Below are 21,545 nucleotides of genomic sequence, written 5' to 3'. Positions count from 1 at the left end.
CTACTTGCTTATTGGGATATCCGGCAGGCATCAACCGGTGCTCCGCACGACTTCATCCAGGGACGTCAGACCGCGCGCCGCCTTCCTGAGCCCATCCTCCAACATCGTGGTCATACCGGCCTCTTTGGCCGCAGACAGGATGGCGCGTGGATCCGGGTGCCGCCGGATCAAGCGCTGAAGCGGCTCGTCGGTTGTCATGACCTCGAAGACGCCGATGCGCCCACGATATCCGCTACCGCCGCAATGCGGGCAGCCTCTGGGCCGGTGCAGGTCGAAGGTGCTCGGGGGACCGAAGTTGCCCCGTGCGCAGATCTCAAGGAGCTCCTCGCGTGCATCGGGAGCCGGAACGCGGCAGCGCTCGCACAAACGGCGCACGAGGCGCTGACCGAGTACGCCGCGCAGGGATGCGGCGATGAGGTAGGGCTCGACACCCATATCAGCGAGCCGGACAACCGCATCGCTCGCACTATTAGTATGGAGGGTGGTCAGAACGAGATGCCCGGTGAGCGCGGCCTGGATCCCAATCGCGGCCGTCTCGCGGTCGCGCATCTCGCCGACCATGATGATGTCTGGGTCGTGGCGCAAAAAAGAGCGCAGAGCACTCGCAAAGGTAAGTCCAATGCTGGGCTTGATCTGCGTCTGGTGAATGCCGGGCAACTGAATCTCAATCGGGTCCTCGACTGTTACGATCTTGCGCGCCGGATCGTTCAAGAGCGAGATCGCCGTAGCAAGCGTCGTCGTCTTGCCGCTTCCCGTTGGCCCGGTGACGATTAGAATACCGTGTGGCGATGTCAGCAGGGTCTCCAGGGAACTGCGGTCTCGGTCCGAAAGGCCGATGCGGCCAAGGTCGAACAAGCGCACGTCCTTAAGGAGAATGCGGAGGACCGCGTTTTCCCCATGAAGCGTGGGCAGGACTGCAACGCGTAGATCGGCCTCCGCATGGCCGACCCTGAAATGGGTTCGGCCGTCCTGCGGCAGACGGCGTTCAGCAATGTCGAGCCCCGCCAAGATCTTTACCCGCGATATCAGCGCCGCTGCCATCGCCTTCGGGAGCGCTTGCTGTTGACGCAGTTGCCCGTCGATCCGGAACCGGACGCGCATGTCCTCCCGGCCAGTCTCGATATGAATGTCGGTGGCGCCGAGCTCGACCGCGCGCTCCAGCAACGAATCGAGGGCGCGGACGACCGGTGCGCCGCGCGCGAGGTCCTGCAGGGTGTCCACGTCATCTGCGACGGCGAGGTCGGCTAATCCAGGATCCACCCTCTCGGTCTTCGCCAGGTCCGGCGCGTGTCGCGTATGAAGATCCTCGATCTCATCGAAGGAGAGAACTGCCAGCGGCCCTTCTCCGAGAGCAAGCGTGACGGCCTGGATTGCGTCGGCATTGCCGGGATCTGCCATGAGGAAGAGCGGACCTCCCTCACCCTGCACGGGAAAGATGAAGCTTTCGCGCAGGAAGCGCTGCGACAATCCATTTAGGAGGTGCGGCCGCCCCGCGACTGTATCCGGGCAGGCGCGCGGCAATCCGTAATGCACCGCGATTATCTCGGCGAGCGCATCCGCCGGCACCACGTTCTCGCGCCAGATGATCGCAGCCTCGCCGGCCTGCAGGCGCATCGCGACACCGGCATCGGCTGCCGCGCACGCTGGATGGACGGCGCCAAGAGGGCGTGCTGGCTCAACCATGCGTTGCTCTGTCCGCACGACGTCCCCCCCGTTTCGAGATCACCGAGCATCTCCGGCCGGAAGCGGATCTGAGCGTAAAAATTCATGACGTCGGCTGCGGTCCGGGAGGCTGGGGCCTCCCGGGAGTGTCCTCTTAGACCCTCAGCTGCTAGTTGCTTGGCCCTGAGTTCCGGTGTCGTTCGGGCAGCGTGGATGGCCACCGGTCGTCGGCGTTGCACCGTTGGTGAGCGGTATAGTATCGGTGCCGGGTCCGACCATCCCGAGGATCGTCCGGGTACGCCACGCCGTCGAATGATCCGCGCAGGCTGTGTCGCCCGACAGGCCCAGGCCACCGACGACATTTGAGCCATTGTACAGCGCGAGACCACCGCCGAATGTGATGGTTCCACCAATCCTGGCTCCGACCAACGGGTCCCGCTCCGTCCCGAAGGCGTTGTAGTCCCCCTGGTAGGCTCGCTTGGCGTTCTGCTCATTGCCGAATTGAAGGCCGTAAAGGGGATTGCCTCCGCTCGGGCTCGGTTGGACGAAGCCGTAGAGCTGCGCCGTCGAGAGCGGGCCCTTCGGCAGGTTGAGGCTCAGGCCATTGGCCGTGAAGGCCTTGGCTGCCGCGATTTGGCGGCTAGCCAGCCATTGCGAGTCGATCGTGGGGCCAGAATAGGCCACCGCGCATACATTTCCCGAGCGGTTCACGACGACGGCCCAGTAATCGTTGTCGAGGCCTGTCGTGTCCGCCTGAGCCGCCTGGGTCACCGCGCTTTTGAGCTGGGCATAGGTCACAGGGCAGCCGAGGCGTAGGTCTTTGTCGTTGTCCAAGTCATCCGCGTGGGCTGATACGTTGACGGACAGCGCGGCGACGGTGCTCAGACCGATAACTAGGGTCTTTGTCAAGATCTTGGCCATCTGATCGACTCCGAATGATCATATGCTGCCGCCGCGCGACATACCAAAGATTGCCCGCGCCGCTTCAGGGCCACCAACCCAGATTTCACTCAAATCTCCGCAGCGGCGCGCAGCTGTATTGTCGTGCGACTTGAGCCTTTAGCGTCAGAGAACCGTGCCCGCGCGGGATTGTTTTGGGGTTCTTATTCGCGGTTACAGTTCTCAGTAACGGCAGATTTCCATATTGCCGTGGACGTAGAGGTTAGAAGCGGTCGGAAATAACTGTCAAGCTTGTTTCAACTGGCATCGCGATGCTAGATCGCTTTCGTACGCGGCCAACACCGTCCTCACGGCCGCCACTCGGTCTGTAGGTAGGGGGCGTCCCGAGTCGGAGAGCGAATAATGACTGCCTCGGCGCTCCGCGCGGCGCCGCTGCCGCGCTGCGCCTCAAGGCGTAGGCGGAATGCACTGCCTGACCGCATGGAAAGGAATTGCTGTAGCGATCCTAGCCCTTCCGCGAGGACTTCTCGTGCTTTTGCTGCAGGTAGTTGGCGCGCCGATCGAATCGCGTCGAGCAGGGCCGGCGTTAGGCCGGGCAGCGCCAGAAGCACGCCGTCCGGGGCCGCGAGAATGTTCACCTTTCCCTGAGGGTTGTGCACGGTGACGAAGGCCGAGAGAACCGCCGCGTCTGCCGCCGAGACCTGTGGCAGCCACTGCAGCTCTCCGACCGTCCGGAATGCATCCCGGTTGCGGGCACGATCGACGGACCCGCCTCCGCCACCCGAGGATGCAATCTGCACGGGGAGCCGCTCCCTCAATGCCACGACTTCTGCCGCGAAGGTACGAGGCTCGAGTGTCCGGAGGCCTGCGGCGTCATAGGCTCCGGCAAGCAGTGCGGGATCGGCCCCATTTAGGTCAATCTTCCCGGACTCGTCGGAGACAAACAGTCGGACTGTGCCGTCATCGAGGCGGATGCTTTGCCCTGTGACCTCGCGCGCTGGCCGCTTCAGGCCGAGGAGCTGATAGGCGGCGAGTTCAGCGCCGGCCTGCACGAGAGCGTCGAGACGCATCTCCTCAAGGGCCGTATCGATACCGTCGACCGCTGCTCGTGTAAGTAGCGCGGTCGTTCCGACGAGGCCCGCAAGTATGGCGAGTACGCCGAGAACGCTAACGAGGATGAACCCACCGCTGGTACGCATGTCACCGCCGTTCCAAATGCAGGTTGCCCAGGATCGCGGCGATGGATGAGCCATCCTCGTCGGGCGGCACTTGATCTACTTTGCGGCTGCAGAACCCCTTCGCTGGGGACAGGCAACCTATTTCTCCCTCATGGCGCAGCTTGACCCGGAGCTGGGAGACAGCATGGCCCGACTGCGCGTTGACGAGAGAGATGCGTACAGCCGACGGCATTGCGGCTGGGTCTGACCACACATCCGTCAAGATCTCGGGCTCGGTCCGGGTCGCCGCCGTCACATAGGCGAAGCGAACCGACCAAGGACCGCGATACAAGACGTGTGGCGGCGCGAAGCGAAGCGTGTCGATACCCGTGCTGGCCGGACCGAGGGATGCGGTTGCCCGCAAGATCAATCCGCCGCGAAGATTGGAGACAGCCTGGATCTCAATCACGATGGGGTGTTCCGGCCCTCCTCCGCCAATATCGTCGATGGCGAACAGCAGGCGGTCGGGGGCGCCGACGAACACGAAGGGGCGCGGTATATTGCCGGTCCAGCGAGCCCGTGCAGCTCGGCTGATGTCCTTCGCAAGCGACTGGAGGCAGCGCTCTCGGGCCTCGATCTCCTCGAAGCGCGCTGCCACCCCTCCGGCATTCTGGGAGAACAGCGCCACAAGACTAGCCAGTGCTACGAGGGTCGCAGCGCCAACTGTAAGTGCGGCCAAGGCCTCGGCCATTACGAATCCGCTCGCGTCGCGGCGAGCCTGCCGAGATGCTGACAGTGCAGCTTCTCGGGCCCTCCGAGCTAGGCACCTGAATGTGAGGGCCGAGTCAGTCATTGGTCGTGCCTACCGCAACCCGGATGGTCACGGCGGCCGTGACCCGGTCGATCCGGACAGCAAGCAGGTCATTCGCTCCAGTCGCTACGCGCGCTAGAAAGATCTCGCCGCCCGATGCGGTCCCGTCCGGGTAGAAGCGGATGCCGGCACGGCCCTCGCTGGAGACGCGCAGGGCGATCTCCGCCGGGATAGCGACTTCGCCGCCCGCGCCGCCGGAGCGGACGCGGTGCCCCATGAAGTCGACAATGGCGGTTACGGGTTGACCATACCGAAGAGCGGCGTTGCGGTCCGCCCGTAGAAGGGCGGCAATCTCGGCGGCTGCAGCCCGCAGGTCTGCTGTGCCGCCCCGGAAGACTGCATGCGGTAGGGCGACGCCAATGAGGAGGCCGATCAAGGCTAGCGCGATAATTAGTTCAAGGAGGACGAAGCCCTCGCAGCCCGCCAAGGCACTTCGCTCCGGCGGAGGCGTGATTACGAAGGATCGAGGCAGCCATTTCCTGGCCGTGCCGTCACCCGGACTCGCGGTTCCGGCGGCCATCAGCATCGATCTGGTTTGGTTTTGGACATAGCTTCACGCTGCAAAATCCGCGCGCAGTCTGCGAACCATATACAAGATGCGCTCAGATGAGATATCGTGCTTATACCGTACCAGCGACATGATGTGCTCGCCATGCAACACATGACGCTCGACCCCGATCCAAAGAGCAGAATCGGTCGGCGCAATGAGTGCCGCGCGAGTGTTGCAATTCGTACAGCGGCAGATCGTGACATGGCCGGATCGGAGATCCTGGCTACTCATGACTACCGCCATGCCATAACCTTTCAACCAGACCGCCCAAAATAGCGGTCAGGCCAGTCTCGGACGGAGAAGCTACAATCTCAATTGGTTTACCGGAGGAGACGACGGCGACAAGATTGAACTCTGGCCGTCGCCGTGATCTCCGTGCTCTCAGCTCCGGTGCCGGACGGCGCCTCTGTTCCGTCCCAGGAGCTCGATCATGCGTTGCGGACGATCTTCAGGAGGGACAATCGCGAGGGAAATGGGCGTACCAGCGCCGCCGAGATCAACCGCTACGTCGCAAGCGTCTTCGCGTCGATGGACCACAATCACGACGGACAGGTATCCAGCACGGAGTTCAAAGAATTCAGCCCCGGCCTGCAAGCCCTCGCCCAGCGGTATGGACGCACGCAAGCCTACGACGATGCGCTCGGACGCATTTTCCGGCGCTGGCGATCAGCCGGGACCGGCACACTCAACGGGGTCACGTTTCGCCCCGGCGTGAAGGGCGAGTTGGCAGCGGCTGCCAGGGGCTCTCTCGCTCTCAACTACGATCAGTTCGTCGTGCTCGGTTCATCCGAGAACTCGCGGCCTCGCTGCACCCAGGAGGAGGTTATCGCTCTCGCAATCCGCAGGCGTGAGGTTGTCTAGCCAGCATCTGGTAGTGGCGCCCTCAGACCGATCCACCTGACCTACTGCGATGTCCGCTTCGAAGATGCCGGCTGGACTAGCTGAACGGCCGGAATGGGCGCAAAGCTGAAGGTCTGCTTTTCGGCAACGGGTCAGCTTGCGCTGGCGCGCAGCCGAACGTTTGAACGAGCTGTTCACCCCAGTCGCTCTGGCGAAACAATCTTCAACCGCGATGGCCGCGTGGTGCTGATGGTGTGCCGAGAAAATGCCGCAGCGCGTAGACCGCTGCGCTCAGGCTCCACGGCCGCCCGTCGCCCGTCGCCGACCGAAGCAACTCGAGCCGGATGTTGGCTCCGAGCATCCGGCGGCCTTGCTCGAGGTCGCCACCATGGCGCTCGACTAGCGCCACAGGATCTAAGCCAACAGCGGTGCCAATTTCGTCGTCGCGTGCACCATATGCGGCCAGCGCCAGCACACACCGCCTCAGCCGCCCGGATTCGGTATCCGGCAGACTTTCGATCTCATCCCGCACCAGAAAGGCCGGCCTCGGCGCCACTAATGGGCGCGGCTTCCGTCCGGCTCCAGGTCGGCGGCCGCCATGGGAACTAGCCATCGATCTCCTCTCTTGATTTCGAAATTCCTGGACCAAAAAATAATCTCTGCGCGTGAAACCCGGTGCGGTAAACGCCCTCAATTTTGCATACTTTTCCTACCCCCTGGGGCCTCCAACAAGTTCGCAGGCAATGCTTTGCTAATCGCCGCGTGGTGTCGTCGGCAGAGGGCTTCGCGGGGCTGATGGCCAGCGGGAGTACAGAGCACAGATGATATGTTGCGGCCTTCGGCTTGGCAGCGGACACACCATGGATGTGCCTCGCGGAAAATCGCATCAGAAAGGCGCCGCTTCTCCCGGCGGCGATGCGCTGACCAGGTCTGCTGAGACATCTTTTTACTCGCTTCGGAGTTGTGGCGCTCAAGCCGAGCCAGATGGCGAAGCGTGGAGCGCCGGAGCTATTCGGGGCAGCGGACACCGCGCTGGCCAGACCAGACGGCCTGATCAGCGCAGTGAACGGATTTGATGAGCGACGCTGACGGCCTCATTCCGAGGATGACCCCGGAAGGTCGGCCCGAATGGTTCGGCCTCTGAAATTCGCGATCGGAATCAGCACTGCGCCATAGGATTCATGCGCTCGATGCCGATCTGAAGAACTAGCCGACGCTCCACTGTACCTTCATGCACATGAGCCAAGCCCACGATGATCTCTCAGACGTGCCCGCCCTGGCTGATCGCCCTGTGCGGGCTGATGGCACGCCTACGGCGACGTTCCACGATCAGAGCTGGTTTGGATGCCGGCTCAGGGGCTTTGGGGATGGGGTCGGTAGGCGACGGAGCAGCCGCGACCTGCTCGATCTCCGAAGTGGCCGGAGGCACCACCGTGCCGACCTGCCGGAATACCGCAAATTCGCCCCCAGTCCGCGCCGCGAGAACCTTTACCTGCGCGTCTGCCTCCTCGAGGCTGCCGTGCTCGTAAGGGCATCTCCCAATCAGCGTCAGACGCCGGCTCTTCTTGGCGCGGCGAAGGATGAAGTAGCCGCCGCCAATCGACTGCGGCGGTTTACCGGACCGGGGGGCTGAAGACAGGACGGGATTGAGATCAGACATCTGAACGACTCCAAATTGAGGAAGGGGGCTGCGCAGCGCGCCACACGAGGCGGGCGACGTGACGTTGTCCGGCGCTATACGTGACCGGCAGGGGCGGGGCCTGCGCGACTCCGCTCCTCGAACGACGTGACTGTCTCAGCGCGACCAGGCACAGCTCTGGGCTGAGGAGGTGGCGTGCACCACCTCACCAACCATCTCGCTCAGACACATGCAGGATCACGATATCCAGGGCTGCTCGCCTTCAAGAAGCTGATCACCTGCATGGCTGTCGTGCTGCTGGTCGGTACGAAGCCCAAGGACACAGCAAGGCGCGTATCCTCTTCGTTTAGGAAGCCCCACCAAAGATGATGATAGCGCGCGCTGAGCAGCTCCCGCATATCTTGAGCTTCGGATTGACCGACGCTTGGCTCCGCGAGGAAGGCCTTGGATGTGACATGAAGTGCTAACGCAATCAGGTAGCGAACTCGGAGTTCGGTAAAATCAACGGGGGGCTGCAGAGGATCATGAGCCGGTCCAACGGGTGGTTCTTCGTCGCGCTCGGTTCGGTTCGCTTCAAGGTAGGAAAGCACGCTGCGCACGGCTTCACCCACCGGATCGGGACGGACGTCTTCATCTTGGACAGAAGGCATAGCTTTCTCCTCTCCTCGATAGCGCGAGGGCGCACAGCTACCGGCGGCAGCTGATCTCTGAATGCTGGTGGACGACCTGAGCCGGAGAAGTCTCTGCGCTCAGGGACCTGGTATATTAGATGTGTCCGCCCTGAGGGACCGTGAGAAAGCCGAAGCGGGTCTTCACAGTCCGCGGAGAGGGACCGTTCTAGGAATAGATGACCTGATCGGTCCGCCCTGGAGGACCGACTGTCCTTCCTGAGGGACTGAGCGTCCTACAGCGCGGACCGTGAAATCTCTTCCGGGCACCCAGCTCATGAAGCGCTTGGTGGCCAAATCGCCTGAAACGTCGCAGCCGTGTTCGGTCAAACGCCACTCTGTGGCCCGGCCGTCCTTGCGGCTATTGAAGGCTCCACGGATCACCACCTCGATGAAGCCGAGCGCCTGCAATTCCTGAAAGGCCTTCGCGGCGCTGGTCTTGCTGATGTTGAGGTTCCCAGCCGCCTGTCTCACCGATAAAATGATGCGGCCGTTGTTCATGCCCTTGTATTTCTGCTTGATTAGGATGTAGAGCGCGCGGGCATCGGTGCTGAGATGCCGCCAAGCAGAAGACTCAGTCAGCCAGTCATATAAACGGACGTGCTGAGGCTCTTTCCTTGGGTTGCCCTTGGAATCGGCCTTTCTCACGCGACACCTCCTTGGTGGATCAGGAGCCGCCAGAGATGAGCGCGGATAGCACCTTCGTAGCTCGCCAACTCGGATCGAATGAGATCCTCGGCAACGCCCTTCCGTCGTAGGCTGCCCTCGAGGCGGCGAAGCTGTTCACGAAGGTGCCCCTCAGCGTGGCTGGCTGGCACTGTGGTCATGTAGCCAGCCGTCCTCTGGATCTGTGGTAAGCGCCGGGCGAAGCGGAAGGGAAGTACGACCGCGGTCATATCTTCGTCCCTCCTTGACCTTTTCGTTCCTCGGCCAAATTCTGCCTTACCGCATGAAGAGCGGCGCTCACTCCCTCACGAAAAGAACGCTCACGAATTTTGTCCACGAGTGACGGTTTCTCGATCGGCGCGTCTTGCTGCTCACGCAGTTCGAACTCAATACAGCCTAAAAGCTCTCTTGCTGCCTCTGAGTACTTTTCAGGAAGGAGAGGCCCGACTGCATCGACCATACCATATAGTTGCTGCATGTGAAGCGGGAGATCATCTCTGATGGCCAAGGCGTAATTGCATATTTCCGACAGTAGCCGCTCTCTTCCGAAAAACTGCACGGTCGGCTCAGGATCATAACCGCGCTTCCCATGCTCATCTACCAAATACCCCCAGGTCCTTTGCTCGTCGTTTCGACGTTTCCATTCGATATAAGCGACAGATGCAAGATGAAATGCTTCACGAAGGTCTGCAGTCATATCGCGCGCTCCCGCTCTTCGATCCACGCAATGATGGTGCTGCGCCGGGCGCAAATAGTTCCGCCGAGCTTGAACGTCGGCAGACCGAGCTTGTCGGAGGCGTGGTAGACCTTGCGCTTGTTCGTCTCCGACGCGTCGCCGAACATGAAGACAGCAATCGCTTCAGCCCCTGTCATCAAGTCCTCGGCGAGAGACAAACCCCTCCCGCTCGCGCCAGAAAGGCGCGTTGCATCAGCGTTCATTTGTGCTTCCCTTTAGCTCGCAACTACATCAGCAGCAACTAGCAGCGTCCGCTGAGTAATAGTTGTCGTCACTATCTTGTCTGGCATCATCTTGAAAGGAATTTTAGCCATATTTGATCCATACATGCCTCTCGCGACTTCCTTGGTGTCCGGAATACAGAACTCGTCTTCAGTTGTCTCGAAGATGTGTATAAATACATGAGGCACGGGGAGATTAAACTGTATTTTTATTTCAAGATCTGCCTGTTCAAATTTCCGCCTCAAAGATTGCTGCCCACAAAGTTCTATCAAGTTTTCGATGGCAGGAAGAAGTAACTGGCCCTTCTCACATACTCCACCAATTTTTGCATATTCGTCCCAAATCATCTTTAGTTCACCAAATTTCCTTGTGTAATCAGGCGCCTCCTTAGCTGTGACCGAGGCATTCAATCCGATCAATAATCTAGCCGCGTCCGTAATATTCATGTGAGCCGCGCCGCGACCCCGCCCGGCTTGAGTCAAAAGACCAGCCTCACGCAGATAGCGAGCCACGCCACTGGCATAGGTTGCGTCGATCCCTTCGACCTCTGCGATCCTCTCCACGAGGGTGCTCAACAGCGCCATTGCGTCCGACCGCTTTATCTGTAACCGTTACGAATGAAGTGCGCAAGCGCTATCTGAGACGGTATCAGATAAACTGCTTGCCGCTCCATAGCACAACAGATTTTCCTCAGCGGTACGGGAGGCTGCGAATGGCTACGATTCGAAAGCGAACGCTTCCAAGCGGTAAGGTCGTTTGGCTGGCGGGATACACCGACGGCGGAGGGGCGCGCCGCTTCAAGCAATTTCCTACCAAGCGGGAGGCGGACGCGTTTCTGACGCGAGCTCGGAGCGAGGTTGCAGCCGGCAACCACGTGCCGGACCGCACTGCCAGCACCGTGGATCAGGCCTATGCGCTGTTGATCAACGCCCTTGAGGCCGACAAAGCGGCCGGCGCCACGCTGCACAATTACCGCGTGTACTACCGCGGCCACGTGCAGCCATTCCTCGGCTCGCGCTTGCTACCGAAGGTGCATCCGGCAGACGTCGGAGATTGGCTTGAGAAGCTGAAGGCGGAGGGCCGGACCGACGACACCTGCCGGCGAGCTCGCATCGTGCTAGGTGCAATCTTCGACGAAGCGATTCGCCGGCGCCTTGCCTACAGCAATCCCGTCCGCTCCCTGCGCAGCCGGCGACGCACGCGCCGAGCGGAGATTCGCGATGCAGAAGAGAGGGTGCGGATCCCAGAACGTGACGCTGTACGCGCCATGCTCGCCGCTGCTGCCGATTTCGATGCGTTCTTTCTGATCGCCCGCGCGCGCACGGCAGTGGGCCTCCAGACCATCGAGGTGCGTCGCACGTCAACGCAGCATCCGATCTCGGCGCTGAGGGCGTTTCGGGCCGAGCATCCGAAAGCAGAGACCGAGGCCTTTCGGCCAACACCTTGGCTTCGGCCCATGCTGGCGACGATGGCCCTGGCAGGGCTTCGGATCGGGGAGGCGAGAGGGCTCGGGTGGCACCGAGTTCGCGCGGAGCAGGTTGAGGTGCGCGAAGCGGCCGACCGCTACAATGTGCGGGAGGCGGTGAAGACGGTCGCCGCGCTGCGAAGCATTCCGATCGGTCCGCAGCTCGCCGCAATCCTAGCGAATTGGCAGGCGATGAGCGGGCGGACGGATGGGTTGGTCTTTCCGTCCGAGACCGGCACTCCGCTCGGCTATCCGAACATCGTAAACCGGCAGATCGCGCCGCTACAGGTCGCCCTCGGCATCGTCAGCGCAGATGGCTCGCCTAGGTGGACGGCGCACAGCTTTCGGCACTTCGCTGTGAGCCTCTGGATCGATGAGGGCGCCAACATCAAGCAGGTGGCGGAGTGGGCCGGACACGAGTCGCCGGAGTTCACGCAACGAGTCTATGGCCATCTGTTCAACTCTGGACGGACGGACCGGCGCGCTGCTACTGCGGGGGAGCTTTCGGTGCTTGGCGACGCACAGCCTGCAACACCAACGCAACACGAGAATGACAACAGACTGGTTTCGGCAACGCCGGTAATGGCTTAGTTCATGGCCCAGGCCGCCTTCTAAGCGGCAGGTCGTAGGTTCGAGCCCTACCGGGGTCGCCAGCCTCACTCCCTTCGAGAACGCCGCGCGCCGGCATGGCGCCGCCGGGTCGGAGGGACCTGCTGAAGCCTGTGGTCGGATGCCTGCGGCCAACCTCGTCAACGTCTTCACGCCAATTGCTGCGGACGCGGTCGCGAGGAAGGCCGAACGCCTCGCGGAGGCGTGATGAGGACGGGCCAGGTGCGGTCCGAGGCTGTCACCGAAGGCGCCGACCGCGTTGATGAAGTCTGGCCCGCGGCCGCCCAGGGATAGGGCGCCGGGCACCCAGCACGACGCGAATGTCGTGGTGAAGGGCAGCGAGAGGTTCGCGGAGAGCGGCGGCCCGGGATACGCTGTGTTCGGATACCATTCCGCGTCCGAGACCTTCCCGCTCGGCACAGTCGACGGCCCGCCGCCGCCGGCGAACGACGGCAGTGCGGGTTCGCATGCCGAACCATCGTGGAGAATCGAGATTACGCCTATACGGAGTAGGGCAGGCGGTCATTGAAGCACGGGATTTGCAACTTGCAGAGAACAAGCTTCGCGGCACGCGCGTTGTCATGACGAGCGGGCATTTATCGGGAGGTGCTGACATGAAACGTCTTGCGCTTGCGGCGACGGCGCTCCTCGCCGCTCTGGCATTTGCACCCGATCCCGCCGACGCGCGCGGCTTCGGTGGCGGAGGGTTCCGCGGAGGCGGCTTCGGCGGCGGAGGGTTCCGCGGAGGCGGCTTCGGCGGCGGAGGGTTCCGGGGTGCCGGGTTCGGCGGCGGAGGGTTCCGCGGCGGCTTCGGAGGCTGGCGCGGCGCGGGCATTGGCTGGCGCGGCGCTGGCCTCGGGTGGCGAGGTGCCGGCTGGCGCGGCGGCTACGGCTGGCGCGGCTACGGTTGGCGGGGCGGCTACGGCTGGGGCTTGGCCGGCCTCGGGCTTGGCCTCGCGGCCGGCTCCGCTCTCGGCTACGGCTACGGCTATCCCTATTGCAGCGCCTACGATCCATACTGCTCCGGATACGGCTACGGATACGCCCCGGCCGGCTATTACGGCTACGGCTATTACGGGAGCCCATATTACGGCTGGTCGTACTGAGAGCGGCACGCTGCTCCGGCGCATATCGGAAGGGCTCGCGGCCCGGGGGTCCTGCCGCCGCGCGCCCTTCCGAGTTGGCATGCACTGCTTCATCGGGGTGGTTCATGAATCGACGGCGGTGAGTACGGCGGCTCGCAAGGGGTAAAACCTGGCGCTGGGCATCCGTTCAGAAGGCGCACACAGGGCGTAGGAGCTCACAGGTCGGCAGCGGAATGGCTGCGCCGCGCCCGACACGGCCGTTCAGGCCGTGCCGTGCCCGACGCGCCGTACGGCAGCCCTCAGTCAAATGTTGCTGCACCTCGGGTGGACTGATCTAGGATCCGCTTGCCATGACGGACCTTGCACGAGAACGTGAGCAGCTGGCCCTCGCCAACCGGCACGTCGCCGAGGAGGAGGCGCGTGTCGCGGCGCAGAAGCTGGTCGTGGCGCGGTTCAGCTCAGTCGGTCAGGACACGAGCCTCGCCGCCGACATGCTCCGAATCCTGGAGGACGGCCTCCTCAAGGCGCGAAGGCATCGCGAGATCATCCTGCAGACCATGCTTGGACTGACCGCCAAAGCGCCCAAGCCCTCGTGAGCGGCGCCTCGTGGGGCAGCTGAATCTGGGCACTCTGCCGAGCAAACCTGGTCCGGGCATAAGGGTGACCGCAACGGCTCGTCGGAGCGACGCGGCCCGGCACCTCCCGCTGCTGTTGCCGAGGCCGCTCAAGGGCCGGCATCTCGTGAGCTCGGCCCGCCAGCCAATCGGCGCGTGAGGTTGCGTCTCGTTGCTCACCCCCAGGGATGAGCCCGCTCATGCATCAGGTGCCCTCCGGATCCGGGCACCGCGCGGAGACAGGCCCACCGCGCTCGGCCATCTTCGCTACGAATGGCTCAACGCCACCGCCTTCGTCGCGCCCGCCACCGGCGAGAGCCGTTGGTACGTCGGCAACGACGTCTCCAAGCCGCTGTTCGAACGCCTGCTCGCCCTGTTCGCGCAGGAAGCCGGCTCCTGTCCTGTACGCGGGCGCCCGCATGAGCGAGGCCCAGCCGACTGTTCGGACGAACGCGACAGGGCGTCCGGGATCGTGCCAATTGACGATTGCCACGCGCATGCCCCCAAGCGGCATCCACGCCGGAGCTGGAAACCGTCAGATCGCCAGACGCCGAGGCCATATCAAAACACGGCCCGCGCTCAGGTACAGGAAACGGTATCAGATGCTCAGTCGCGCAACCTCGACGAGAACGTCCTCAAGGTAGGCCTTGATCCGGACGACGGCGGCTGTCCCCGGCCCTGCGATGCTGAAGGCGATCAACTCGCCGCGTGCGTGAACCCTGCGGATGAGGAGTTCCGCCTTCGTGGCCACCTCGCGCTCGGTCGGCGCACGCAGGATGCTGCGCGTCGCGCTGGTGGTGATGCGGATCTCGAAGGTGGGCGAGTCGGTCATGGACAGTGTCGAACAACGATCCCACTGAGGCAGAAGCGTGACCGTATCCACCTGTACAGCGGCACCAACGCGCGTCAGGAAACGATCCGCTTGCGGCCGACGCCGACAGGTCGGCCGCGCAGGCACCGAGCCCGAGCCTCGAGATTGCGACGCTTGGCGTCCAGCCGCCCGCGAGCCCCGGAACGGTCCCTGCCTCCAGTCGGAGCAGGCAGCGGCTATCACGTGGTCCTCGGAACGAACGGCCTTGGCCGAAGCTTCGCGACCGACCCCGCCGAATGTCCTGTTGGATCAAGCACCGATCAGCACTCGGTGCTACCGTCAACGTTGTTGGAATCTGAAAAATTTCGCGAATGCCAAGTCCGATCAAGTCGATCGAGATTGGCGCGCCTCTTCGCGACATCATCATTTCTTCCATGCTTGGAGCGATGGGGCCGCGCCCGGCAATCCCGTGCCAGACTTTGCTGTAAAACGTCATTCCACAAGATCAGCGTCTTCATCCGTGGGAGGAGAGCATGTCCTTCGCAAATATCCTGGTGTCGGCGGATCCCGGATCAGCCGCGCGCGACCGGGTCCGCCTCGCAGCCGACCTTGCCCGACGCTTCGGCGCCTCGCTGACGGGGGTGGCGGCCCGCGCGATCCGGGGGCCGATCTCGGTCCGCGACATTCAGGAGGCTCAGGCCGTCTATGCCAAGGCAGAGGCCGAGATCGCCGAGGAACTAGCGCAGGTCCGAGACACGTTCGAGCGCGACGCGGGGGAGGTGGAGACGGCTTGGCACTCGGCCGCGACCTCTCCGCTCGCCCTCCTCGTGGAGAAGGCACGCGCTGCCGACCTCGTCGTCGTTGGCCGCCGTGGCCCTCGAGACGAGGATCCGGGCGACATGGCCGTACTGCCGGGTCCGGTGCTGATGGAGGTCGGGCGACCGGTGCTCCTCGTGCCGCCCGGCGTCGCCGCGGTTCAGGCCGCTCGCATCGTCGTGGCCTGGAAGGACACGCCGGAGACGCGCCGGGCCGTGTCCGGTGCATTGCCGCTCATCACGCGCGCCGAGCAGGTCTTCGTGGCGACCGCGGGCGCGGATGGGCATGGCGAGGGTGCCGAGGAGGTGGCCGGACATCTCGCCCGCCATAACGCCCGCGCCACGACCCAGCTTCTGCCCAGCCCGGCCCTGAGCGCGATCGGCGAGATCCTGAGGTTTGCCGAGGCGCAGAAGGCCGGCCTCCTCGTGATGGGAGGATACGGCCATTCGCGGCTGCGGGAATGGATCCTCGGCGGCGCGACGCGGGACATCCTGCAGACGACGCCGATCTGCTGCTTGATGAGCCACTAGGCCTGAGAGGGGCTGGCGCGATGCGCAGATCGGCCCGGAGCCCGGCGCGCCTCACCGCCGGTTCGGCGTGCCTGTTCGCGCTCACGGCCCTCTGTAGCCTCGCGGCCACGGAGCCCGCGCATGCGGGCAGGCATTCGATCACCATCGTGTACGACCGCCCGAAGGAACCCGATCACCGCGAGATCTATGACGCGATGCGGCGGCGGCGCGTGCTGGAACGGGTCGCCGCAGCCTTCGATCTCGTCCGTCTCCCCAAGCGCCTGACCTACCGCCTCAAGGAATGCTCCGGCGAGCCCAACGCCTGGTATGACCCGCGCACGCACGCCGTCACCATCTGCTACGAACTCGTCGGCAGCATCCTGCGGCTGGCTCCCGCCACGGCCTCGCCGGCCGGCGTGTCCCGGGACGATGCCGTCCGGGGACCTGTCCTCCAGGTGCTCTTTCACGAGAGCAGCCACGCTCTGTTCGACCTCCTGCGGATCCCGGTTCTCGGTCGTGAGGAGGATGCGGCCGATCAGGTGGCCTCGCTCGTTCTGCTCCACCTCACGCCCGCGGACGCGCGCAGCGTCGTGAACGGCAGCGGCTACTTCTTCGCGACGCTGGGCAGACACGAGCCGATCGACCGGGGAAGCTTTGCCGACGCACACGGCCTGTCCTGGCAGCGCTTCTATAACCTTGCCTGCATGGCCTACGGCTCGGACAGACGCCGCTTCGGCTACATCGTCGAGAAGAAATATCTGCCGATCGAGCGGGCCAAGGCCTGCGAGGAAGAGTACAGCCGGATCGTCCTGGCCTTCCGGATGCTGATCGTTCCCCATCTGCGGGTGGCCTCGAGACGTAGCGAACGCCTGCGCCGCACATTCGGCAATATGCCCGCAAGCCACTGAAGCATTCTCGCCCGTCGGAAATTGGCTCTACGATCAGGGTCCTTTCCCGATGGCAAGAGTAGCCTGGAGCCGTATTTGCCGATTGTTGCTATCCAAAGATAGAAAACCTGATCGGGTTCGGTACAGTTCGCTCATTGACCGGACGCTGTCCCCTTCGATCAAGCGTCCGGCTCGGCTCGGCTTTATCCTCGATTCCATCAGGGTTCGACGGTGAGCGCACCTGATATGTGGGCGCGTGGCCTGATCGTATGCGGCTTGCTGCGGTGTGTTGTCCTCCGGCAGGGAGACGATCCGATGACGACGCTCCGGATGGCTCGGGCAGATCCTTCGGCGGGATCGCCCCCCCGCGCGCGCCTGAGGTCGCGTGCCATGACCTTCGGGATCGTGGCGTCGCTCATTCCGGCGGCATTCCTCGCCGCATCGGAACCGGCACGGGCGCAATCCTATCCGCAAGAGCCGTCGTTGCTCCTGCACGGCAACTATTGCGGCTTGGGAAACAACGCGCCCTTCCCACCCATCGATGCTCTCGACGCCGCCTGCGCACGGCACGACGCCTGCACGCCCGCCGGCGGTCTTCCCTCCAGGGCCTGCAATCTGAGGCTGCAGCGCGAGGCCGGGATCATCTCGCGCGATCTGCGCCAACCGGACGACGTGCGCGCGCTTGCAGGCTTCATTTCCGTCGGCGCTGCGGCGCTACCCTTCGACCCCGCTCCCCCCGTCACCGTCCGGGCGCCGGTCCCCGCACGCTACGGATGGGATCCGACCGGCTTGTACCGCCCAGTCTACGTCGCGCGCTGATGGTTCAATCGCGCAACCCCGTCGCGCGCCTGACCTGATGAGGCTGAGCGGTCCAAGCTGATCACGCCGAGATGTCATTCTGCCGGAGCGCGGCCATGATCGACTGGTTTATCGGCACCTTGCGGAGCTACCCCGAGCTGGCGATCTTCCTGTCGCTGGCCATCGGCTTCTCGATCGGATCCCGAAAGGTCGCGGGATTCAGCCTCGGGAACGTCACGGCCACCCTGCTGGCCGCCGTCGTTATCGGTCAGCTCGGCATTACCATTTCCCCGAACGTCAAGGCGGCCTTCTTCATCCTGTTCATCTTCGCCATCGGCTACGGCGTCGGCCCGCAATTCATGAGCGGATTGACCAGGGAGGGCCCGAGGCAGATCGGCTTCTCGCTCGTCGTTCTCGCGCTGTGCCTGATCGTCCCGCTGCTCTGCGCCCGTATAGCGGGCCTCGATCTCGGATATGCCGCCGGGCTCTACGCAGGCTCACAGACGATCTCGGCGTCGATCGGGGTCGCTTCCGATCAGATCGCCCGTCTCGGGCTCTCGCCCGAGCAGGTGAAGACCTACAATGATCAGATCCCGATCGGCTATGCCGTCACCTACATCTTCGGGACGATCGGCTCGGCGATCATCCTGGCTCAGCTCGGCCCGAAATTGATCGGCGTCGATCTCGCCAAGGCTTGCAAGGCCTACGAAGCCGAGATGGGAGGCGGCACGAGCCTCGATCCGGGCCTCACGTCCGCCTACCGCGCCATCGAGCTGCGCGCCTACCGCGTCACACAGGATCGTGCCATCGCCGGCCAGCCGGTGAAGGATATCTGGCCCGGCCTGAGGGTCTACGTCGAACGCCTGCGTCGCGGCCGGGAGATCATCGAGGCCGACGCGACCACCGTGCTGCAGCCCGGCGACATCGTCGCGATTTCCGGGCGCCGCGAGCATCTCGTCGAGACGATCAACCCGATCCTCGAGGAGGTGCAGGACCGCGAGCTTCTCGATTTGCCAGCTGAGTTTGTCGACGTCTTCGTGACCAGCAAGACGATTGGCGGCAAGACCCTTCAGGAGCTCTCCGGGAGCGACTGGGCGCGCGGCGTCTACCTGCGCAAGATCACCCGCAACATGATCGAGATTCCGGTCCTGCCGGGCACGCAGGTCCTGCGCGGCGACATCCTGACCCTCGTGGGCAGCCGCCGTCATGTGGAGCTGGCGATCGAGCACCTCGGCTATCCGGATCGCCCGGTCGAGACCACCGATGTGGCCTTCCTCGGAGGCGGTATCGTGCTCGGCGGCTTGGTGGGCGCCCTGAGCTACAAGGTCGGGGGCATTCCGATCGGCCTGTCCACGACGGGCGGAGCGCTGCTCGCCGGCTTGCTGCTCGGTTGGCTCCGGACGATCCGGCCGGTCTTCGGGCGCATCCCGGGGCCGGCTCTGTGGCTCATGAACACGCTGGGGCTGAACGTGTTCATCGCCGTCGTCGGCATCACGGCCGGGCCCGGCTTCGTCGCGGGGCTGAAGTCGGTCGGCCTGAGCCTGTTCCTCTGGGGCGCCGTGGCAACCTCCGTACCGATGATCCTGTCGGTCTATATCGGCCGATACCTCTTCAAGTTCCACCCGGCGATCCTGTTCGGCGCCTGTGCAGGCGTCCGGACGACGACCGCGGCCCTGGGCATGATCCAGGAAACGGCGAAGAGCAAGATTCCGGCGCTCGGCTACGGAATGCCGTACGCCATCGGCAATACGGTACTGACCATCTACGGCATGGTCATCGTGCTTCTTTCTTCATGATTGTATTGAATTAATCGGAGCATCACCATGACGGAAGCGCTGAATCTCAAAGATTTTGAGGCCCTTAGTCCATTCGAGATCAAGGACGAGCTGATCAAGCTGGCCAAGTCGACGTCGCGGAGAACGCAGGCGGCTTTCCTCAATGCCGGCCGCGGCAATCCCAACTGGGTTGCCACGACGCCGCGCGAGGGGTTTTTCCTGCTCGGTCAGTTCGCGGTCAGCGAGAGCAAGCGCGCGATGAGCCACCCCGCGGGCCTCGGGGGAATGCCCCAGGCCGGCGGCATCGCCGCCCGCCTCGACGCATGGCTCGCGCAACATCCCGAGATGCCCGGCGCCCTCTTCCTCTCCGCCATGGTCCCCTACGCGGTGAAGACTTTCGGCTTCGAGCCGGACGCCTTCGTGCACGAACTCGTCGACTCGATCATCGGCGACAACTATCCCGTTCCGGACCGCATGCTCGTCCACAACGAGCGGATCGTCCATGAGTACCTGATGTGGGCGATGTGCGGGACGCGGAAGCCTGCCGGCAAGTTCGACCTCTACGCGGTCGAAGGCGGCACGGCCGCGATGTGCTACCTCTTCAAGTCGCTGAAAGCCAATCGCCTGCTGCTTCCGGGAGACACAATCGCGCTCGGCACGCCGATCTTCACGCCGTATCTTGAGATGACGCATCTCGAGGACTACGCCCTGAACGTCGTGCATATCAAGGCGCCGCAGGAGAACAAATTCCAATTCACGGACGACGAGATCAACAAGCTTCTCGACCCCAAGATCAAGGCCTTCTTCGTCGTCAATCCGGGCAATCCGACCGGCATGGCAATGAGCAACGAGACGGTCGCGAAGATCACCAAGCTCGTTAAAACCAAGCGTCCAGACCTGATGATTCTGACTGATGATGTCTACGGAACATTCGTGCATGAATTCCGATCATTGATGGCCGAGTTGCCGCAGAACACCATCGGGGTCTATTCCTACTCGAAGTACTTCGGTTGCACCGGATGGCGGCTCGGCGTCATCGCTCTTCATGAGAACAACATCTTCGACAAGATGATCGCCGCGTTGCCGGGCAGCGAGACGGCGGCTCTCGACAAGCGCTACGGCCCGCTGACGCTTGAGCCGAGAAAGCTCAAGTTCATCGACCGCATCGTCGCCGACAGTCGCGACGTCGCGCTCAATCACACCGCCGGCCTCTCGCTGCCGCAGCAGGTCATGATGAGCCTCTTCTCGCTGGCCGAGCTGATGGACGAGAAGAAGGCCTATCAGAGCGCCTGCATGGAGATCGTCAATCGGCGCGCCTGGTCGATGATCGAGGGCCTCGGTCTCAAGCTCACCCCGAATTCCAACTTCGATGCCTATTACGGTTTGATCGATTTCGAGTTCTGGGCCCGGAAGAACATCGGCGACGATGCGGTCGACTACCTGAAGCGGAACGTCCATCCCCTCGACCTCGCCTTCCGCCTGGCCGAGGTCCACGGGATCGTGCTTCTGAACGGGGGCGGCTTCGAGGCACCGAACTGGTCGCTGCGCGTCTCCCTCGCCAACCTGCCCGACGACGTCTACGACGATATCGGCCGCGGCGTCCGCGCCGTCGCGCGCGGATACAGGGATGCCTACGAGGCACGCAAGCGCGCGGCCGAGGAGAGGAAGGAAATCGAGGAGGTTCCGGCAGAATAGGCTCCGATCAAGCTTCGTGAGGTCGGGCGGGGCAAACAAGGCCGACCGAACGGCTCGCTCGTCTGTGCCGTGGCGACACGAGAATGCCGATGATTGCCGCCTCACAGGGGCATGCCGCTGACGCCGTGACGACGGAAGGGACATCCCTTCCGTGGCCGCTGCGCGAGATCGGGCGCTGGCTTCCGTTGGTGCTCCTCCTCGCTGTGCTGGCCACCCAGGGCGCGGCCGCGAAGACCGTCTTCGTGACGCCGACCGGCGTGGGACCCGGCTATGCTGCCGATGGCAGCGTTGCGGCCGAGCAGACGGAAGCCTTCTCCACGGAAACGATGCGCGCCGTCCTGCCGGGCGACGTCGTCCAGCTCCTGCTGGACACGCCGGATCCCGCTGCGACGACGCTCTACCGCGAGCGCGTCGTCCTTTCGCAGAAGCGCGGCGCCGGCACGGCGTCGATCGTGATCAGGGGCTTGGGGCTGCGGACCCGGCTCGTGGGCAGGACGATCGATCAGATCCGCGATTGTCCGATGCCGGAGGATTACGCCGAGCGATCCTGCGGCGACCTCTACGCCGTCC

At 63.6% G+C, this 21,545-nt stretch carries 23 protein-coding genes and 1 pseudogene; 10 read left to right on the top strand and 14 right to left on the bottom strand.

Annotated elements, in window-relative coordinates:
• Positions 1 to 30 precede the first annotated feature (30 nt).
• From WDW90_RS23250 to WDW90_RS23230, 5 genes are all read right to left on the bottom strand, one after another.
• Positions 31 to 1,614 (bottom strand): GspE/PulE family protein, encoded by a 1,584-nt coding sequence (locus WDW90_RS23250; protein WP_336489835.1) that lies wholly within the window; start codon positions 1,612 to 1,614, stop codon positions 31 to 33.
• Between the two features lie 210 nt (positions 1,615 to 1,824).
• Entirely contained in the window at positions 1,825 to 2,583 is a 759-nt protein-coding gene (locus tag WDW90_RS23245; RefSeq protein WP_336489834.1) for a heme-binding protein, read from the bottom strand.
• Positions 2,584 to 2,909: 326 nt separating this feature from the next.
• Positions 2,910 to 3,761 carry a type II secretion system protein GspK gene (locus tag WDW90_RS23240; RefSeq protein ID WP_336489833.1) on the bottom strand — a complete coding sequence of 284 codons (852 nt, stop codon included), beginning with the start codon at positions 3,759 to 3,761 and terminating at the stop codon, positions 2,910 to 2,912.
• A 1-nt stretch (position 3,762) separates the two neighbouring features.
• Complete coding sequence (locus WDW90_RS23235; protein WP_336489832.1) at positions 3,763 to 4,470, bottom strand: prepilin-type cleavage/methylation domain-containing protein; 708 nt, start codon at positions 4,468 to 4,470, stop codon at positions 3,763 to 3,765.
• A gap of 94 nt (positions 4,471 to 4,564) precedes the next feature.
• A complete protein-coding gene (locus tag WDW90_RS23230; RefSeq protein WP_336489831.1) occupies positions 4,565 to 5,017 on the bottom strand; it encodes a GspH/FimT family pseudopilin in 453 nt (150 codons plus the stop codon).
• Positions 5,018 to 5,506: 489 nt separating this feature from the next.
• On the opposite strand from WDW90_RS23230, the gene WDW90_RS23225 reads away from it, so the two are divergent.
• A complete protein-coding gene (locus WDW90_RS23225) occupies positions 5,507 to 6,001 on the top strand; it encodes an EF-hand domain-containing protein (RefSeq protein WP_336489830.1) in 495 nt (164 codons plus the stop codon).
• Between the two features lie 202 nt (positions 6,002 to 6,203).
• Here the strand turns inward: WDW90_RS23225 and WDW90_RS23220 are convergent, their stop codons facing one another.
• From WDW90_RS23220 to WDW90_RS23185, 8 genes are all read right to left on the bottom strand, one after another.
• Entirely contained in the window at positions 6,204 to 6,512 is a 309-nt protein-coding gene (locus tag WDW90_RS23220) for a hypothetical protein (protein ID WP_336489829.1), read from the bottom strand.
• A 729-nt stretch (positions 6,513 to 7,241) separates the two neighbouring features.
• Positions 7,242 to 7,640: a hypothetical protein gene (locus tag WDW90_RS23215; protein WP_336489828.1), complete on the bottom strand. Its 399-nt coding sequence runs from the start codon at positions 7,638 to 7,640 to the stop codon at positions 7,242 to 7,244.
• 200 nt (positions 7,641 to 7,840) lie between these two features.
• Positions 7,841 to 8,269, bottom strand: a complete 429-nt coding sequence (locus tag WDW90_RS23210) for a hypothetical protein (protein WP_336489827.1) — start codon at positions 8,267 to 8,269, stop codon at positions 7,841 to 7,843.
• Between the two features lie 162 nt (positions 8,270 to 8,431).
• Entirely contained in the window at positions 8,432 to 8,935 is a 504-nt protein-coding gene (locus WDW90_RS23205) for a GntR family transcriptional regulator (protein WP_336489826.1), read from the bottom strand.
• Positions 8,932 to 9,183 (bottom strand): DUF6074 family protein, encoded by a 252-nt coding sequence (locus WDW90_RS23200; RefSeq protein ID WP_336489825.1) that lies wholly within the window; start codon positions 9,181 to 9,183, stop codon positions 8,932 to 8,934. The genes WDW90_RS23205 and WDW90_RS23200 overlap by 4 nt, the downstream gene beginning before the upstream one ends.
• A complete protein-coding gene (locus WDW90_RS23195; RefSeq protein ID WP_336489824.1) occupies positions 9,180 to 9,650 on the bottom strand; it encodes a hypothetical protein in 471 nt (156 codons plus the stop codon). The genes WDW90_RS23200 and WDW90_RS23195 overlap by 4 nt, the downstream gene beginning before the upstream one ends.
• Complete coding sequence (locus WDW90_RS23190) at positions 9,647 to 9,892, bottom strand: DNA-binding protein (RefSeq protein ID WP_336489823.1); 246 nt, start codon at positions 9,890 to 9,892, stop codon at positions 9,647 to 9,649. Before WDW90_RS23190 ends, WDW90_RS23195 begins: the two co-directional genes overlap by 4 nt.
• A gap of 12 nt (positions 9,893 to 9,904) precedes the next feature.
• Positions 9,905 to 10,486 (bottom strand): hypothetical protein, encoded by a 582-nt coding sequence (locus WDW90_RS23185; protein WP_336489822.1) that lies wholly within the window; start codon positions 10,484 to 10,486, stop codon positions 9,905 to 9,907.
• Between the two features lie 137 nt (positions 10,487 to 10,623).
• On the opposite strand from WDW90_RS23185, the gene WDW90_RS23180 reads away from it, so the two are divergent.
• From WDW90_RS23180 to WDW90_RS23170, 3 genes are all read left to right on the top strand, one after another.
• Entirely contained in the window at positions 10,624 to 11,967 is a 1,344-nt protein-coding gene (locus WDW90_RS23180; protein WP_336489821.1) for a tyrosine-type recombinase/integrase, read from the top strand.
• A gap of 632 nt (positions 11,968 to 12,599) precedes the next feature.
• Positions 12,600 to 13,091, top strand: coding sequence for a hypothetical protein (locus tag WDW90_RS23175; protein WP_336489820.1), 492 nt, complete (start codon positions 12,600 to 12,602; stop codon positions 13,089 to 13,091).
• A 329-nt stretch (positions 13,092 to 13,420) separates the two neighbouring features.
• Positions 13,421 to 13,666: a hypothetical protein gene (locus tag WDW90_RS23170; protein ID WP_336489819.1), complete on the top strand. Its 246-nt coding sequence runs from the start codon at positions 13,421 to 13,423 to the stop codon at positions 13,664 to 13,666.
• Positions 13,667 to 14,282: 616 nt separating this feature from the next.
• On the opposite strand, the gene WDW90_RS23165 is transcribed toward WDW90_RS23170, so the two are convergent.
• Complete coding sequence (locus WDW90_RS23165) at positions 14,283 to 14,516, bottom strand: hypothetical protein (RefSeq protein ID WP_336489818.1); 234 nt, start codon at positions 14,514 to 14,516, stop codon at positions 14,283 to 14,285.
• A gap of 512 nt (positions 14,517 to 15,028) precedes the next feature.
• Here WDW90_RS23165 and WDW90_RS23160 point away from each other — a divergent pair.
• The 6 genes and pseudogenes from WDW90_RS23160 to WDW90_RS23135 form a co-directional block, all read left to right on the top strand.
• On the top strand, positions 15,029 to 15,841 hold the full coding sequence (locus tag WDW90_RS23160) for a universal stress protein (protein WP_336489817.1): 813 nt from the start codon (positions 15,029 to 15,031) through the stop codon (positions 15,839 to 15,841).
• A 20-nt stretch (positions 15,842 to 15,861) separates the two neighbouring features.
• On the top strand, positions 15,862 to 16,728 hold the full coding sequence (locus WDW90_RS23155; protein ID WP_336489816.1) for a DUF4344 domain-containing metallopeptidase: 867 nt from the start codon (positions 15,862 to 15,864) through the stop codon (positions 16,726 to 16,728).
• 369 nt (positions 16,729 to 17,097) lie between these two features.
• Positions 17,098 to 17,526, top strand: a complete 429-nt coding sequence (locus tag WDW90_RS23150) for a phospholipase A2 family protein (RefSeq protein ID WP_336489815.1) — start codon at positions 17,098 to 17,100, stop codon at positions 17,524 to 17,526.
• A gap of 95 nt (positions 17,527 to 17,621) precedes the next feature.
• On the top strand, positions 17,622 to 19,301 hold the full coding sequence (gene aspT, locus WDW90_RS23145; RefSeq protein ID WP_336489814.1) for an aspartate-alanine antiporter: 1,680 nt from the start codon (positions 17,622 to 17,624) through the stop codon (positions 19,299 to 19,301).
• A 27-nt stretch (positions 19,302 to 19,328) separates the two neighbouring features.
• Positions 19,329 to 20,975 carry an aspartate 4-decarboxylase gene (gene aspD, locus WDW90_RS23140; RefSeq protein ID WP_336489813.1) on the top strand — a complete coding sequence of 549 codons (1,647 nt, stop codon included), beginning with the start codon at positions 19,329 to 19,331 and terminating at the stop codon, positions 20,973 to 20,975.
• Positions 20,976 to 21,064: 89 nt separating this feature from the next.
• A pseudogene (locus tag WDW90_RS23135) lies at positions 21,065 to 21,545 on the top strand (hypothetical protein); the annotation flags it as partial.

This window comes from Methylobacterium nigriterrae (genome assembly GCF_037106235.1).
In the GTDB taxonomy this organism is placed as follows: domain Bacteria; phylum Pseudomonadota; class Alphaproteobacteria; order Rhizobiales; family Beijerinckiaceae; genus Methylobacterium; species Methylobacterium nigriterrae.
The sequence above is the reverse complement of the archived record's forward strand: the minus strand, read 5'-3'. Positions and strand labels throughout refer to the sequence as shown.